Source organism: Sphingobacterium sp. LZ7M1, from assembly GCF_024296865.1.
In the GTDB taxonomy this organism is placed as follows: Bacteria; Bacteroidota; Bacteroidia; order Sphingobacteriales; family Sphingobacteriaceae; genus Sphingobacterium.
The window spans coordinates 2947845-2963178 of the sequence record NZ_CP101134.1 but is presented as its reverse complement, the minus strand read 5'-3'; the positions used below and the strand labels follow the sequence as shown (position 1 = coordinate 2963178).

Here is a 15334-nt window from a genome sequence, read left to right as displayed (position 1 = left end):
AAAACCCTCAGGGTTTTGCTGGAGAATTCACCGATGGATTTAGGGGTATTTATTGCTCGGTTGATTCAATCTCCTCGACGAAAACCTCTTCAGCACAGAAGCGAATCGTTCTGCCACTCATGAACATGAAGATGTCTCGTTACTTTTGGAGCCCAAAAGTAACCAAAAACCTTTGGCTCATTTAAGGTGGCTTTTCGCACCATCCTTCGCACATGGATAGAATGCCTTGTTGTCGGGAATATCTTTCAGTAAATCATCCCTATTGATGGGATGATCTACTGAAAGCATTCCAAGGCCAATCCCATCGCACAGGGCATCGGCATTCTATCCATTTTTCCGCCACTGGAAATGAGCCGGAGGCTAAAGAGCTTCCTGCGGAAGAATGGTTGTTTGAATAAATTGGGAACCCCTGGAAGGGGTGAAATCTTTGTAGAAGATCAAATCGCTTGACATATAACCCACGGCGTGGGTGAAATATTTTTCTGGAAATCCCTTCTTAATTCATTTCCAATTCTGAACGATAAGTGAAGAATCTGTACGGTTCTCCTTCTAGAGGCTTTGTCATATTCAATCTTCGATTGAAGAACTGTTCGCCAAAACAGCAATGGATGTTTTTCTTTTTGAAGGTTTGCTTTTTTCGAGGAGCTTCGAATGAACCTCGATACAAAAAAACTTAACTTATTGACAGTGCTCAGAGGGGCCATTCCGTCACAAGGACCTAATCATAAGTTAAGAAATGATTCAATTCAATTATGAATAGTCCATAATAAAACAACCTAAGGATTCCTTAGGTTGTTTATGTTATAATTTAATTGAGATTAAAAACTTATGATATGACTGGCATATTCAGCATCCCTATTCTTTAAGGATACTTCTAGATTTTCGCCAGATTTTGTGTTTTCAGGTTTTTTGATTTCAAATACATCACCCACATTGACTTCACCTTGAGCTTTGTCATTGACAAATATGGTCAATGGAGCATTGACTTGGTCGCCAATAACTTTATATTGATACGTATTGGAATCATCCGCTTGTAGTTCAATTTTGCCCTTAGCTGCAGGCTCTACAAATTCCGTTTGATTCATATTTAATTCTGAAGGAATTTCTTTGGTTTCAGGGTTTCCGAAAAGTAAACTTCCTATAAACAGTGCTGAAAAAAATAGTTCATTCATATGTTCAATTTTTTGTTATATGTTTAATTAATCTATTGTAATAACGATGTTACAAATAGGATTATTGCATTTACCATGCCAAAGGAGAGGATTTAAGGTTTTTTAACAGGTTAAGAATGGGGTTAAAAGAAAAAATCCTGAGCTGGGGAAGCTCAGGATTTTACCAAACCAATTATTAACCTAAATTATGAAATTACTCTTTATTACTCTTTTGCTTTTCTTTGTTATTATAACGAGACGAACTATACTTTCGTGTCTTTTTAGTTTTAGATTAACATCTTTTAACAAAGTATTAGCGTAATTCAATAATTATGGGAAGGTCTGCCTATATTTTAATCTTTTGATATGATATTCTTTGCAAAGTAAGCCATTGGGAAGTATGCAAATACTAGGTCCACGAAAGTAAACCAAAGTGGAGAAGGCAACATAAATATAGAGGCCAGTCCACCTAGGAAAAAGAATACTGCAATAACCATTGCAAAAGTTAATTTATTGGTAGGGGCAATCCATGCTGCTACCAAAGCACCAACGAAGGTACCTAGCGCGTGGGCAAGGAAAGGGAACAGGAAATTTATGGGTTTGAATAGATGCATTCCTGCCTTCAAACCTTCAGCGGTAGTGACGTCAACGCCATCAGGCGGAGGGATCACGGTACCACTTATAGAAACCAAGGCCATATTGACCATGGAGCCAATTACAATGCCCAAAACAACGGCAAGGATCTTACGAAAAATCGGATTCATTTGGATTAATAATATGCACAAATGTAATTCAAAATGAAATAGGTTGTAGCAGATCGGAAAATTAAATCAAGGCAAAATTATTCTGCAAGTTTAATCCTTGCTTGGTCAACGGATTCCACAAAATTTACCAATCGGCCTTTGTTGCTTTCAGCAATAAATTCCTTTAGACTTTGACTGTTATATTTTGAGAAATCTCCTACGATCATCAATCTCACACGATAGGTAGAGAATTTCTGCAGGATTTCCCCAGCCATTTTTGTTTTTAGATCAAAGAAATTCGGGTGTATGTTCTTTTCGTGAATGATCATCCTGTCGAATCCCTGATAATATACATCACCCATTACATCGGTGCCGTCTTCAACTGTTTTCCAGATATAATCGTCTGCTTGAACTTCTGCAATTTGTTGATTGTTGAGGCTATGTTTTATTAATATCATGGGGTATAGTGGAATATTTTATAAAAATAATAATTCTCTTGGAGAAAGCTTGGCCTTTTCTTAAAGAAATACTTTTGTCGATATCAGGAAAAAAGAAACCCCACTTAAGGGATTTAAGCGGGGTAAGGTATAAAGATAATAGTTATTGTGATTTTCTTTTTAATGGTTGGTTGCTTTCTTTCTGCAGGTATTAACCCCCAGTAGGCTATATAATGGACAGAATCCAATTAAGCTGGTGAGTACAAAAATCCCTGCAACAACCAATAGAACAATTGCCAATGTTCCGGAAATAACTTTTGTAAAGAACAAAACTGCAATAATGACTGCAATGATTATCCTGATCGTTTTGTCTTGTGGGCCCATGTTTGTTTTCATAAGTAAATGATTTAGGGTGAACACTAAAACAAAAATGGCTTATATCCTATAGTTTGTCAGTGACTTTTATCACATTGGGGAGAAAATTTCTACTTTATTTCTAAAAAGTTTCAAAATTCCCTTTTGTTCCAACTGTTTTAACAGTCTTGAAATTACCTCCCTTGAGGTAGAAAGGTCATTGGCGATCTCCTGGTGGGTGATATTTAGGATATTACTTTGTACAGCCTCAGCTTTGGTTTTCAGGTAATCCATCAATCGCTCATCGATTTTCTTGAAGGCTACACTATCCAGCGCATTGATGATTTCATCGTATCGATTGTCCATGGTTCTCAATACAAACATGCGCCAGCTCGCATACGAATCATACCATTTCGCCGAAGTTGATGAAGGAATGGCGATCAGTTCCACCTGCTCTTCTGCAATGGCCTTGATATTACTCAGTTTGTTCATGAGCGAGGTAGATAGGGATACCGCACAGCTCTGGCCTGCTTTTATATAATAAAGGATCAATTCATTCCCTTCATTTGTCTCTCGTACGACCTTGACGGTCCCTTTAAGCAGGATAGGGATGACTTTGATATATTTATGTGGTTCTACGATAATATCCCCGGTATTAAATTCAAGTTTGCTGCCTACTTGTTCAAACTCTGCTCTTAAACCCTGTTCCAAGAGGAAATCAAACTCAATGTTATTCATCTGAAATATAGTTGTGTGAATATAAATATTTAAACAATATTAATGTTTAAACAATAAATATAGATAATGGGGAAATCATAAAATGCTAAATTTTCCAAAAAATAAAAATTATTAGGCATTCGGCTACAAATGCTGGCAGGAAATTAGAAATTAATATTTTTTATATTCAATTAGGTCATTTCTTTATCCTGATAATAAAATTAATTTTAATAGCGCCGTGTATTTAATTACCATGGTCGATTATCTGTTAAGTAATATGCATACTAAGTAATAGCGTGATTTGGAATCATGTTTTTTCATTATACATTCACGCCAAAAATGTATCCCACCAATGCAGATAGAGCCATCGCGATAGTTCCCCAAATAACGATCCTGATCATAGGTTTCAAAGGTTTTGCACCGCCGGTCTTTGCAGAAACGGCTCCGAGGATGACCAATGAAATAATGGTGAATCCATATAGGGAATATACCATATAGTCAACGGGAGCAAAGATTACTACCAGTAGGGGAAGTAAACCACCTGCGGTAAAAGCGGCACCAGAAGCCAAAGCAGCTTGGATTGGATTAGCCTGATTGATATCGGTTATCCCAAGTTCATCGCGGATGTGCGCAGCCAAAGCATCGTGCTCCGTCATTTCCCTGGCCACCAGCATGGCAGTTTCCTTTTTCAATCCGCGTTCTTCATAGATCTTTGCCAACATCTGAAGTTCCAGCTCAGGCATTTCAGCAAGTTCCTTCGCTTCTCTCTTAATATCAGCCCTTTCGATATCGGTTTGCGATGAAACCGAAACATATTCCCCCGCTGCCATGGACAATGCTCCAGCGACCATACTGGCAACGGTTGCCAGCAAAATAGGATCCCTGCTGCTACTTGCTGTTGCGACCCCGATGGCTAAGCTGGCGACAGAAATAATTCCATCATTGGCACCCAAGACAGCAGCCCTTAACCAATTGCTTCGATGTATATAATGGGTCTCTAAATATTTGTCGATTGTTGTCATGGTTATCAGTTATTTAGATACTGTAATGTAAGGAAATTAATCCTAAAAGATTATTCGCCTTTATCTAGGTTATAATCCATTCTTAAAACTAAATAGGGGAGTATATTGATTTCCCGAAAGTTGAACAACTTCCTGAAATAAGCTGTTCAATTGCATGAGGCTATCCGTTAAGGAGCCTTTTGCTTTCAAGATCGACTCTACCTTCTTGGTCAAATCCTTAGGTTTCTGATCTGCTTTTTCTAAGATCTCTAAGGCTTTTTTATCTGAGATTGGATAAATTTCATTGATGGCAAAGAGGGCTTGGACAATAGCTTTCAATGTTCGGGTAAAGCAACCAAAGGTATTGTAGTAATCATTGCTCTTCGCGAACCCATTAGTATTGATGATGCTGAATTCTGCAGCCCAAAGGGATTCTTGGATGATTTTGTTCTTTAGCGGTTCAGGATATATCTTGACCAATGATTTCAGATATTGTATTACATTTTGAGGGTCGAATACGGCCTTGCAGGCTTCAATCTCCGCCAGATAAAACAAAGAAGTAAACCCATATGGAGGTTGCTGTTCATAGTGATTTTCCCAAATACCTTCCATTGCATCCTGAATCGTTCTCCTTACCTGGTTGATATTGCGGTAAAGGAAATCGATCTTCCCTGCTTCAGTCTGTATCCAAGCACCACCATTCACCCAAGGCCCCCATTCATAAAAGTCGGTAACTGTAGGAATATTGTCCTTGGCATATTTCTTTGCAATCGATTCAATTTCTTTGATGTCAAACGGATTGTTCTCATGGTAATAAATCCCAATATCGATGTCAGAATCTGCATTTTCCCTTCCTGTGGCATAGGAACCGCCTAAAACCACAGCCGATACATGTTCCACTTTTTCCAGATCCTCGCAGATTGCATCAAATATTTTTTGTTTTTCAGGAGGTAGATTCATACCCATAAATTAAGCATTTTATTGCATTTCCAACTTGACCTTAATAGCTTCCAGCAATCTTGTTTCAAAATCTTTGATGACCAGTTTGGCCCAAAAATTAGCATAGAAATTCATTTTAGAGGTAATCTTATAGTCACAGGATAAGGTAACCTTGGTTTGATCTGATGAAATAGGCGATAGGTTGTAATATATATTTACAAACTCAAAGTTATTTCCCTGAAGAATATGTTTATCGGTAGGTCTATCTCGTAATTGAGATTTTTCAATATCAATTTTATAACTGACAAACTGATTTTCAACCTGTTTTTCTATGGTTTCGTAGAGCGCTAAGCCGTCTGTAAACTGTCCTATTCTATATTGGGTTCCGTTTTCCTGAAATAAATTAGATTCAATAGGTCGAGGGATTCCGATAAACTGAAAAAAACCTTCCTTATACTCTTTGTCTGTCAAATGAGGGACCTCCACAAGGTTTGGGAAAATGTATTCCTGACTCTTATTGATAATTGTACTATATGAAACTTTGTAATCCTGGGTTCTGTCAGGAAATGACTTTTCAATTGGGAGAAAGAACAAAGGAAGAAAGACCAAAGTAAATAACTTCTTCTTTTTCTCCTTTCTTTTCAACAAGATCCCAGAAATAAATCCCACCGTGCCCGTGATCAAAAAATAGGGTAGGCCAATAATGAATACGCAAAAGAGGTCTTCTAATTTTGTAACGATTGCCAATAATAAAAAAAGGAAAACCGAAATTATCGGATATAAAAATGTTTTGAAATCATTTTTATAAACGTTGTTCTGCAGGAATAGTATTGGGATAATTCCAATAATAGCAGGGGTTATGAAAATGAAGGAAATATTATAGACATTATTCGAAAAAATAATAGAATCTTCCTCAACTAAAAATCTAATTAATAAACCATATAGCGCAGCTATTAGTATTCCAAGATATTGGGAAGGATTTTTAATTGGAATCTGCATAGGTTTATATTTTATATTCAAGGTAAATAAGATAATTTGACCAAGCAAATAAATGTACCATGGAATTGTTTAACGGCTACCTACAGTTTTCATTTCCTGACGGGGAATGGTTTAAGAAATACAAGCATCCTTCAAATGCACCAATATTATTTGGGAAATTCTTCTGAAACCTCTGCAACAGAGGAGAATAGGAATTGCCAAATGAAATATATAACGATCAATGAAATAATCAAGACAATGATCCAAATCCATGTGTTTCTAAAATTTTTATCCTCTAACATGCTTATTAAACAGTTAATACTGTGTTTTGGTTGAAAGAAAATACAGCACATAAAAAAATCCTAAGCCGGGGAAGCTTAGGATTTTTATAACTAACCAATTATTAACCTAAATTATGAAATTATTTACTCTTTACTCTTTTACTCTGTTTGTACTATATTAAACGCAAAGCCTATGCCTATCTTATATTTGGTAATGTGGATTAACATTTTTTAACGGAAATTTAGTTTGAAAGCCTTTCAAGCGGGATTAGGAGTAAATCTACTATTCAAGAAACAAGCTGTTGGATGGGTTAGATTTGGTCAGTTTTCCTGACATTCTTTTCCAAAATTCTATTCAATGTATAGTTGAACATAGCTTACTTTCCTTCGGGTCTCATTCGAGACATATTCGAGAAATCCTTTGAAATTCATTGAAGATTGCCCGAGGATACATTGAATATTATTTTAAACATTTTGCGAAAATTCCGAATGTGTCTCGAATGAGGTTAAGATTATCCCCAAAACAAAAATCCTAAGCTGGGGAAGCTTAGGATTTTTTTTACTAACCAATTATTAACCTAAATTATGAAATTATTTACTCATTACTCTTTTACTCTGTTTGTACTATAAAAACACAAAGCCTGTGCCTATCTTATATTTGGCAATTCGGATTAACATTTTTTAACGAGGAGGGAGGTTTTGCCTTTCTTTGCCAGTGACCACCTGAGGCACGATGATTTTCGGGACCATGCAAACAATAATTGCATTGGCGTACAGTTCCTTTACCTTCGGTAAAGGATGACAGGGTTGGGAAGGAGAACCGAGCAGATTCCTCACTGATCGTTCATAATCTAACATGTACTTGAGAGGGATTCAGAGTGTTAACGAAGAATCTATTTTTATTATAAATAGCTGGGTTTGTCATTACGAATCGTAAGATGAGTAAACTATTTCAATTGAAGATTGGGTTATGGTAGGAGGGATGCTGGTAATAAAATGAGATATAATGTTGGGTGAAAATATTCTGGACTATTAGAAAACAGAAAAGCTCTCTAAGAAGAGAGCTTTTAAGTACGCCAATTAGGGTTCGAACCTAAGACCTACGGTTTAGAAAACCGTTGCTCTATCCAGCTGAGCTATTGGCGCCTGATTTTGTGAAGCAAAAGTAGGTATTTGCTTGATAAAAGCAAAATAAAATCGCTTTTTTTACTTGAATAATCATTAACTAATTGCCTTCCAAGTACATATTTTTAATATTTCGCCGGCCTTTCCTCTATATTATTAATGTGCAATAAAAAATACTGCATTGGATAAAATAATTTCCTGCTCTAATGGGTTAAAAATCAGCTTAATTAGGCTATAAAGGGGATTTTAAACCATATTATTTTCATTTTTTATTTGGAGATCAAGTCAGAATTTGTACTTTTGTCGCGGAGAGTTGGCAGAGTGGTCGAATGCGGCGGTCTTGAAAACCGTTAACTGTCACAGGTTCGGGGGTTCGAATCCCTCACTCTCCGCACAAAAAGCCTTCATCGAATAGATGAAGGCTTTTTTGCGTAGGTGAGGGATCGAACCTTGTGTTGGCCTGGGTTCGACCCGCAGGGGGTTCAGGGTTTGCGCTGGGGGCATGTGGGGCTGAACCAATCCCTCACTCTCCGTGTAGTCATTAGAATGATGATTAAATCATCACATGGGGTTCAGGTGATCCAGTACTCGAATCCCTTTTTTAATGAACGTTAAAGCAATAGAATTACTGATTTTCAATATCATTTCCTAATACTATTTGCTTCAACAGAGCACATTTTTATTTTAGTTTTCAAATTATCATATTCATAATTATTCCCCATTCAAATTTTCAAATTCATATCACCATTCCCTTTGAAAGTACAGTTATTAGATTTATTATTATGCCCCATTCAAATTATGAAATTCGAAATTGATTATTGATAGCTTTGAAGATTAGATATTTTAAACTAATTAGTTTAAACTTTAGACACAGTTTTGGCACTGTTTATTTGGATTGTAATAAGGTGGTTGTTATAGATTACTGTTGAGACTATTTTATTTTTTATTAAATGATTTGGATGCGGTTGAGATAGTTTTTTACAAGACTTCTGTGAATGATTCTGTCGCGGTGATTGGTAAGGTTGATTGGTTAGTTCACTTTGTCGGGGCATAGACAGCGACATTTACTAAAATTTTGCTTAATACTTGATTAATTCTCTATATACCAACCTGTTGTGTTTTGCTAACATATTGTTTTTACAACACATCAAAGGTCAAAAAACACCTATTTTTATCAAACCGCATCAATAAACCGTATATAAACCCATACCTTAAGGAATATTAAACAGAATATTATTTAATAAATATATGACAAAACAGAACAATGTTCAGTTTGATTTTATTGAAATATGGAATCAGGTATTGGTACATTGTTCTTTCTTAACAGCTCATAGATATTAACCATAGACTTGCAGTCTTGTTGGTGCTGTGTATAGGTAGATTCAAGGGTTTTGATTTCTTCATTGTCGATATACTTTAAGATGTTTTTTGTTGAGGCGTTTGCAAAGTCGGGTGTTTTCCTTAATGCTTCAATCCTTCTTCCAATAAATATTTCCTTTATTTCTTCATATTTACCTTCTCTTTCCAGTTCTTTCTTGAAATCTTGATTGAACATACTTATGAAGGTTTTGGTTTCATTGAAAAGGTTTTCATATATCAGCCTTATTAGGAATTTACGGTCTTCAGGATCTAGCCTTGATTTTTTTAAAATGGTCTCATAGATATTTTGCTCTGCTTTGAATTTTTTGGTGATTCCAACAAGGCTGTGATGTTCTACTAGGCAGAAATTGTTTTCTTTGATTGTGCTTCTTATGTCCATTAAATCTGAAAACCCAATATTGAGTTGTTGTTTTGTCCTTTCCAGTTGTTTGTATATCAAATCTATTGCCCTGTTGAATTCTACATCCTTTCTGTTGCTTTCCAGTTCGTTTTGCTGAACCTTGATTTGATTTCTTTGTTGTTGATAGTTGATATACAGGAATACGATTGTGATTATGCCTGTTATCAATAATATGAACTGTATGGTGGTGTTGCTTGCTTCTAAGCTGTTTGTTGGGGATTCAAGATATTGGTTGAACAGTTCGTAATAGCCGTAAAAGAATGCAATAAAGGCTGTGATAGTGATTAGTGAGAATTTCAGGTATTTGTTCATAGTTCAATGTTTGGTTTGTTGTGTTGCAAATATATCGATATATGGAATCTGTGCGGATATTTTTATCTTAATTAGTTAAAGTATTCAAACTTGAAACAATTATGTTTAACTCAATTGTTTTAAACTATCTCAATAAGGTAATAAACACAAGTATGTTTAATCTTAATTTCAATCTTGAAATCTCAACAGGATTGAAACTAAGGTTAGGCTTTTAAAATAAAATAGAAATATCTCAATTGGTTGAGGTTGTTACGTAGATAAACAATATTCCTAATATCTCAATAACCTCACAGTGATCTGTTACTGGGATAGTCAATATAGAAGGGGTTGCGCCTCCAACCACCCACCAAGGAGTTAAACCTTTGAAAATTAAACTCCCATTAGGATCTAAAATCGGTTATCTTTTGGAAAAGTTATAAAGTATCCACTTCATTGTTTTTTATAAAAATAACCTATACCTGTGGTTATATTTTTTATAAAACTTGTTTTTTTCATTTTTGATATATGTTTGATTATCTGGTAAAGAATAATATTAAGGTTGTGAATGTCATGATTTCAGCAGTTGATAGCCAACCAAAATATTAATGTAGACCTTCAGAAGGTAGCCTAGAATCGATTATCTTTTGAGAATGGCATAAAGCTGAACGATACAAAGTGTCTAAAACCGTCTTAAACAACAAAAAATTATCATAAAATAATGGTATCCCCCAACATGGGGGATACCATTATGAAATAAAAAAACAAGAATAGCAATGAAATTAAATATGGATAGAAGAATTAAATACCAAGTTCAGATAATTCAGGAATGGAAAATGATGTAAAGCAGTTGGAATTAGAGAACGAACGCTTAAAAAACAAAATAAAAAAAGGGATAGTTTAGTCAGTTATCCCTTTTTTTGTTTTTATTCTTCTTCTGTTTTAAACTCTTTATTTTTTTCAAGTTCATCAATTAGTTTTGTTAGTTCATTTATTCTCTGCTTTTTAGCATCTTCAAAGGTTATGTTATCAGGTAAAACGCTTAGTGTAGTACTTTGAACTGTATGGTTACTTAAACCGTTGAACAAATTTTCAACACTAAAATCACAATATTCATTTAATTCATCTAGGGTCTTGACAGATTTAAGTTTCCCTAAAACTATTTTTAAATTTTCCCGGTTAAGTTCGTTGTTTTTTGGATTCATATCTTTAATTAGTTTGATTAGACCTTAAACATAATTAATTTTTCACCTATCTTATCATCATGCTTTGAATAATTTTTGTTATTTCCGCTCAAACGCTCCTTTATGAATGTCCAAAAATCCAGTCCAGTCAAATCACCAAGATTTTCCATAATTGATTTCAATTCTGCTGTGGTAAAACTGCAACTATCTAAAGTAATGGTACTATTGGCATAAAATGCAGTTGAAACATATGACTGACCATTAACGCAAGCATATCATCAGCACCTTAACCAAAGGTGTCAGGTAATTGTTTAGACCTGATTGGTATATTGTTTTTTTAGCTCTCATTAAGGCAGTTATAACGACTATTCCGATGAAAATACCAATGATAAGTAAAAAGTCCATATTGGGGAAAAGTACGATACAATGAACAAACACAATTAGAATCCAATTCTCTAGGACATACAATAATCAATAGGTTTATTTTTTATATTAGATATTTCAACCCTATTATTTAACAAAAAATAAAGCTAATGAAAGCTAAAAATAAATATCAGACTATTGATACGGTAATAATTATAGTATCTATTATTGCAGGATTAATATCAATAATATTCTTAACCTCCTTATGTGGAAATTATTTCTTGCTGAAGGGGGAACTTAATATTCAAGCTACCGGAAATGTGGGTGATTTTTTTGGTGGTGTTGTTGGTTCGTTTATCGGTCTGATAAGTGTTTTATTACTTTATAAAACTTTATTATTCCAAAAAGATGCTTTACAGAACCAACAAGATGAAGTTAATAATAATATTATTTCCAATAAATTACAAAGGGGAACTGATTTATTGATCGCATTAGTCACAGAATTGAAACAAGATAATAATTACCTAGATATTTTATCTATAAATAATCAGTTAGGAGAAAGGGAAATATCTCTTGAATTTCTTAAAATTCACTTGACTCAAATTGAGACTCTTTTATCCAAAATTGATTTACATTTCAATGTAATAAATAAGCTTATATACCAAGATGGCTTTGATGTTATTGATATGAACTTATTAAGGTTAATAGTTTTTAATAGTTTAGGTAGAGATTTTTTCTCATTCTTAAATAATTTGAACTATTTTGTTTCTAATAGGAATAATTATAAATCGGTAGAAGATGAAGTAGAATTGATTGTTACCATTCAGAACGTTAAACATTATTTAATAAAACCATTGAATAATTCTAAACATCTAAATGAAGAAGAAATAGTTAATATAATAAATAATTATAAAGCTGAAGACAATGTAAAAGAAATCAGGCTTGAGGATTGGTTAAAAATAAGTAATAAAAAAGCCTAATTTATTATGGGTAGCATTCTATCTTATATAATCTATATTAATAATAAATCATTTCCTATTTCATAACATATAATATCTAAAACCACTTTCGCTAGTTATATTGATGAAATACTGAAAGATTTCAGCTTGCTCATAATAATTATAACTTAATTCAATGATAGTATCACCTTTTTTATAATAATGAGTTGTGGTACTATCTACACTTTCTGTTTCGGTATGTTTAAAACCTAAAGATGTTAACTCTTGTTTGATAAGATTATAATCAGTTCTATATAGCGTGAAAAATGTAGTTGAAATATTATAATCTTCAAAAACCTTTTTGGATATTCCCATATAAGAAACATCATTTTTTGAATTCTTTATAAAATCAAAACTATCATATTCACCTAACTTAGAAGATGGAGAAAATTGAAATCCCATTTTGTATAGTAAATCTTCAGCAATTACAACGGATTCATCTTGTATTTCCAACAATTGATTTAAACTAACCCTTTGAGCAAATACATTTATTTTTGAAAGTAGAATACCGAATAGAAAAATATCGTTCTCATAAATAAAAAGTTTGGTTAATAAAAAGTATAGTTTTTAAAATAACTAAAAAAGACAACATGTGGTCTGTCTAAACGAATAATTAAATATGAATAATTAATTTTTGGCTTTTGATTTCCTTTTAGCTCCTACATTTACACGTGGTACTGTGTAGTTAACTGTCAAAGGTTCAAGGGATCGAACCTTTTGCCGGGCGGGGTTTGCCTAGAGGCTATCTAATTTTCAGCTTCATTTTGAAAATATCATGTAAAGGCTGTTTAGGCGTTCAATTTTGCAATTAGAGAATGCATTTGGCTTTCAGTTGTCACAACGTTTTTTAATCCTTTCCCTAAAGCGATCACATCATTAGATACAGTTGATATTTTATTTAATTTTGCAACAGCAATCAATAAATATATTAGCATGATGCCTTCTGAGAGCTTTGAAATTATTAAATATTCCGATGCATATAAGCAACAAGTTTTGACTGTTTGGGAAAAATCAGTTCTTGCGACACACGATTTCTTGACCCCAAATGATTTTAAAGAAATTAAGGAATTAGTCAGTACAATTAATTTCAATGATTTTCAGGTTTTTTGTTTAGTAAATGGAAAAGTAATATTAGGTTTTATTGGTGTTGCGGATATGAAAATTGAAATGCTCTTTTTAGACCCTAAATATTTCGGACAAGGGCTGGGACAGAAATTATTACATTTCGCAGTCAAAAAACTAAATGCAGACAAAGTAGATGTAAATGAGCAGAACTCAAAAGCAGTGAAGTTTTATCATAGGTTTGGGTTTGAAATATTTGAAAGAACTGATAAGGACGACCAAGGAAGAAACTACCCTCTGTTAAGGATGAAATTAGCTGATTAACAATACAGTATCTATAAAATTATCTGTCAATCTGTTTAAATTATAACCTACCCATTTCCTTTCCTCTCTCCAAATCTTTAACTTTAAACATGGCTATTAAAAAATCCGGAACTCATTCCATTTCCTTTGAAGGCACAACCCTCGACGTCTTTTACAACTCATATCTTCCTAGCTCCGACAAAATATTCGGCAGCATCATTGTCCTGCACGGTATGCAGGAGCACAGCGGTCGATACGATGAATTTGCTACCTTTCTTTCGAAAAACGGATTTGCAGTCCTAACCTATGACCATCCTGGTCATGGACAAACTGCCAAGGATAAAGAAGAATTAGGTTTCTTCCATGAAAGCAAACCTGGGGAGTTTTTGATTCAGGTAGCTATAGGCATGTCGAAGTTCTTGAATTCGCAGTACAAAGATCAGCCTCATTTCATTATAGGACATTCTTTAGGTTCCTTTATCTCGAGGAATGTCATTCAGGAGATAGGGGAAGAATTTAGGGGAGCCGTCCTGATCGGTTCGGGACATGCAATGAAGGGAAGCTCCCTGGGCACGAAGTTTTTGGGAGTTCTTAATCGAGTAGCTCCAAATTCCAGGTCCAGTTTTATGAACGATAAGTTTGCCCAGATCAATAACAGGAAGTTTAAGGATGAGCCCAACCATGAGGATCTAAATTGGTTGAGCCTAAACTTGGAGAATCGTGATAATTACCTTACTGATGAATACTGTGGGATAGACTTTACGGACAATGCTTTTTATGGAGCGGCGCAGGTGACATTGTGGGGCAGTGGGAACGGATGGGTCAAAAAGATTCCAAAAGAGCTATCGGTTCTGTTTTTGAGTGGTGAGGACGATCCGATTGGTGATTTTGGGAAAGGGGTGAAAAAATCTGCTGAGGAGTTGGTCGAACATGGGAGCAAGGATGTCAAGTATCAGCTTTATCCAAAAATGAGGCATGAACTATTGAATGAGGATGTAAAGAAGGATGTTTATCAGAAAATATTGGACTGGTTATTAATCAAGATTTGAGTTTGGGGATGATGCTGACAGGCTGTTGTCATAGCTTTGTTTTTCTTTGTCCTAAATAAATGCGAAAAATGATGAGTAGAGAACATATTGAAAGGTTTTATGTGATTGGCATTGCTGTCACAACCTGTAACACCGATGGGTCAGCGGCACAGGATATTCCTGCACTTTGGGCAAAATTTGCAGGGGAACGATTGGATTCTAAAATTCCTAATCGAATCGATGACACTGTTTATTGTATCTACACAGATTATGAAAGTGACTATCAACATCCTTATCTAACCTTATTGGGGTGCAGGGTGAGTTCCTTGGATGAGGTTCCTGTGGATATGGTCGGGAAAGAGATTCCGGCCTCGAATTATGAAAAGACCATTGTGGAAGGTGATATTTCAGGTCCTGCCATTTATGGAGCTTGGGAAAAAATCTGGGCTTCTGATCTGGACAGAGCATATAGAGCGGATTTTGAAGTCTACTCTGCTGAAACTTGCCAAGCCGAGGTACCATCCCTTGAAATCTTTGTTTCCGTGCGTTAATTGTAGATTAGTTAAAGAAATTCTTAATAGGAAAGCTGCCATTGGTGGCTT

At 34.7% G+C, this 15334-nt stretch carries 15 protein-coding genes and 2 tRNA genes; 5 read left to right on the top strand and 12 right to left on the bottom strand.

Annotation, left to right across the window (positions count from 1 at the left end):
* Positions 1-818: 818 nt before the first annotated feature.
* The 9 genes from NMK93_RS12805 to NMK93_RS12765 form a co-directional block, all read right to left on the bottom strand.
* Entirely contained in the window at positions 819-1172 is a 354-nt protein-coding gene (locus tag NMK93_RS12805) for a hypothetical protein (RefSeq protein WP_185213857.1), read from the bottom strand.
* A gap of 332 nt (positions 1173-1504) precedes the next feature.
* The gene (locus NMK93_RS12800) at positions 1505-1915 is read right to left on the bottom strand and encodes a hypothetical protein (protein WP_254527705.1); all 411 of its coding nucleotides are present in this window, start codon (positions 1913-1915) and stop codon (positions 1505-1507) included.
* A 77-nt stretch (positions 1916-1992) separates the two neighbouring features.
* The gene (locus tag NMK93_RS12795; RefSeq protein WP_185213859.1) at positions 1993-2352 is read right to left on the bottom strand and encodes a DUF4180 domain-containing protein; all 360 of its coding nucleotides are present in this window, start codon (positions 2350-2352) and stop codon (positions 1993-1995) included.
* Between the two features lie 159 nt (positions 2353-2511).
* On the bottom strand, positions 2512-2727 hold the full coding sequence (locus NMK93_RS12790) for a DUF2892 domain-containing protein (RefSeq protein ID WP_185213860.1): 216 nt from the start codon (positions 2725-2727) through the stop codon (positions 2512-2514).
* Between the two features lie 69 nt (positions 2728-2796).
* Positions 2797-3423, bottom strand: a complete 627-nt coding sequence (locus NMK93_RS12785) for a Crp/Fnr family transcriptional regulator (protein ID WP_185213861.1) — start codon at positions 3421-3423, stop codon at positions 2797-2799.
* Positions 3424-3722: 299 nt separating this feature from the next.
* Complete coding sequence (locus tag NMK93_RS12780; protein ID WP_185218300.1) at positions 3723-4424, bottom strand: VIT family protein; 702 nt, start codon at positions 4422-4424, stop codon at positions 3723-3725.
* A 69-nt stretch (positions 4425-4493) separates the two neighbouring features.
* Entirely contained in the window at positions 4494-5369 is an 876-nt protein-coding gene (locus NMK93_RS12775) for a nucleotidyltransferase domain-containing protein (protein ID WP_254527703.1), read from the bottom strand.
* 12 nt (positions 5370-5381) lie between these two features.
* Positions 5382-6089 (bottom strand): hypothetical protein, encoded by a 708-nt coding sequence (locus NMK93_RS12770; RefSeq protein WP_254527701.1) that lies wholly within the window; start codon positions 6087-6089, stop codon positions 5382-5384.
* A gap of 1584 nt (positions 6090-7673) precedes the next feature.
* Positions 7674-7747 (bottom strand) — tRNA-Arg (locus NMK93_RS12765).
* A gap of 286 nt (positions 7748-8033) precedes the next feature.
* Here NMK93_RS12765 and NMK93_RS12760 point away from each other — a divergent pair.
* Positions 8034-8118: transfer RNA gene (locus NMK93_RS12760), tRNA-Ser, on the top strand.
* A gap of 887 nt (positions 8119-9005) precedes the next feature.
* Here NMK93_RS12760 and NMK93_RS12755 read toward each other — a convergent pair.
* Positions 9006-9818, bottom strand: coding sequence for a hypothetical protein (locus NMK93_RS12755; RefSeq protein WP_254527699.1), 813 nt, complete (start codon positions 9816-9818; stop codon positions 9006-9008).
* Positions 9819-10720: 902 nt separating this feature from the next.
* Positions 10721-10999 (bottom strand): hypothetical protein, encoded by a 279-nt coding sequence (locus NMK93_RS12750; protein WP_254527697.1) that lies wholly within the window; start codon positions 10997-10999, stop codon positions 10721-10723.
* A gap of 512 nt (positions 11000-11511) precedes the next feature.
* Between NMK93_RS12750 and NMK93_RS12745 the strand changes: the two genes are divergently transcribed.
* Entirely contained in the window at positions 11512-12321 is an 810-nt protein-coding gene (locus NMK93_RS12745) for a hypothetical protein (RefSeq protein ID WP_254527696.1), read from the top strand.
* Positions 12322-12381: 60 nt separating this feature from the next.
* On the opposite strand, the gene NMK93_RS12740 is transcribed toward NMK93_RS12745, so the two are convergent.
* Positions 12382-12792 carry a hypothetical protein gene (locus NMK93_RS12740; protein ID WP_254527695.1) on the bottom strand — a complete coding sequence of 137 codons (411 nt, stop codon included), beginning with the start codon at positions 12790-12792 and terminating at the stop codon, positions 12382-12384.
* A 480-nt stretch (positions 12793-13272) separates the two neighbouring features.
* On the opposite strand from NMK93_RS12740, the gene NMK93_RS12735 reads away from it, so the two are divergent.
* The 3 genes from NMK93_RS12735 to NMK93_RS12725 all read left to right on the top strand — a co-directional run bounded on the left by NMK93_RS12735 (position 13273) and on the right by NMK93_RS12725 (position 15283).
* Positions 13273-13725 (top strand): GNAT family N-acetyltransferase, encoded by a 453-nt coding sequence (locus tag NMK93_RS12735; protein ID WP_254527694.1) that lies wholly within the window; start codon positions 13273-13275, stop codon positions 13723-13725.
* An 89-nt stretch (positions 13726-13814) separates the two neighbouring features.
* Complete coding sequence (locus NMK93_RS12730; RefSeq protein WP_254527693.1) at positions 13815-14753, top strand: alpha/beta fold hydrolase; 939 nt, start codon at positions 13815-13817, stop codon at positions 14751-14753.
* Positions 14754-14821: 68 nt separating this feature from the next.
* Complete coding sequence (locus NMK93_RS12725) at positions 14822-15283, top strand: GyrI-like domain-containing protein (RefSeq protein ID WP_254527692.1); 462 nt, start codon at positions 14822-14824, stop codon at positions 15281-15283.
* Positions 15284-15334 lie beyond the last annotated feature (51 nt).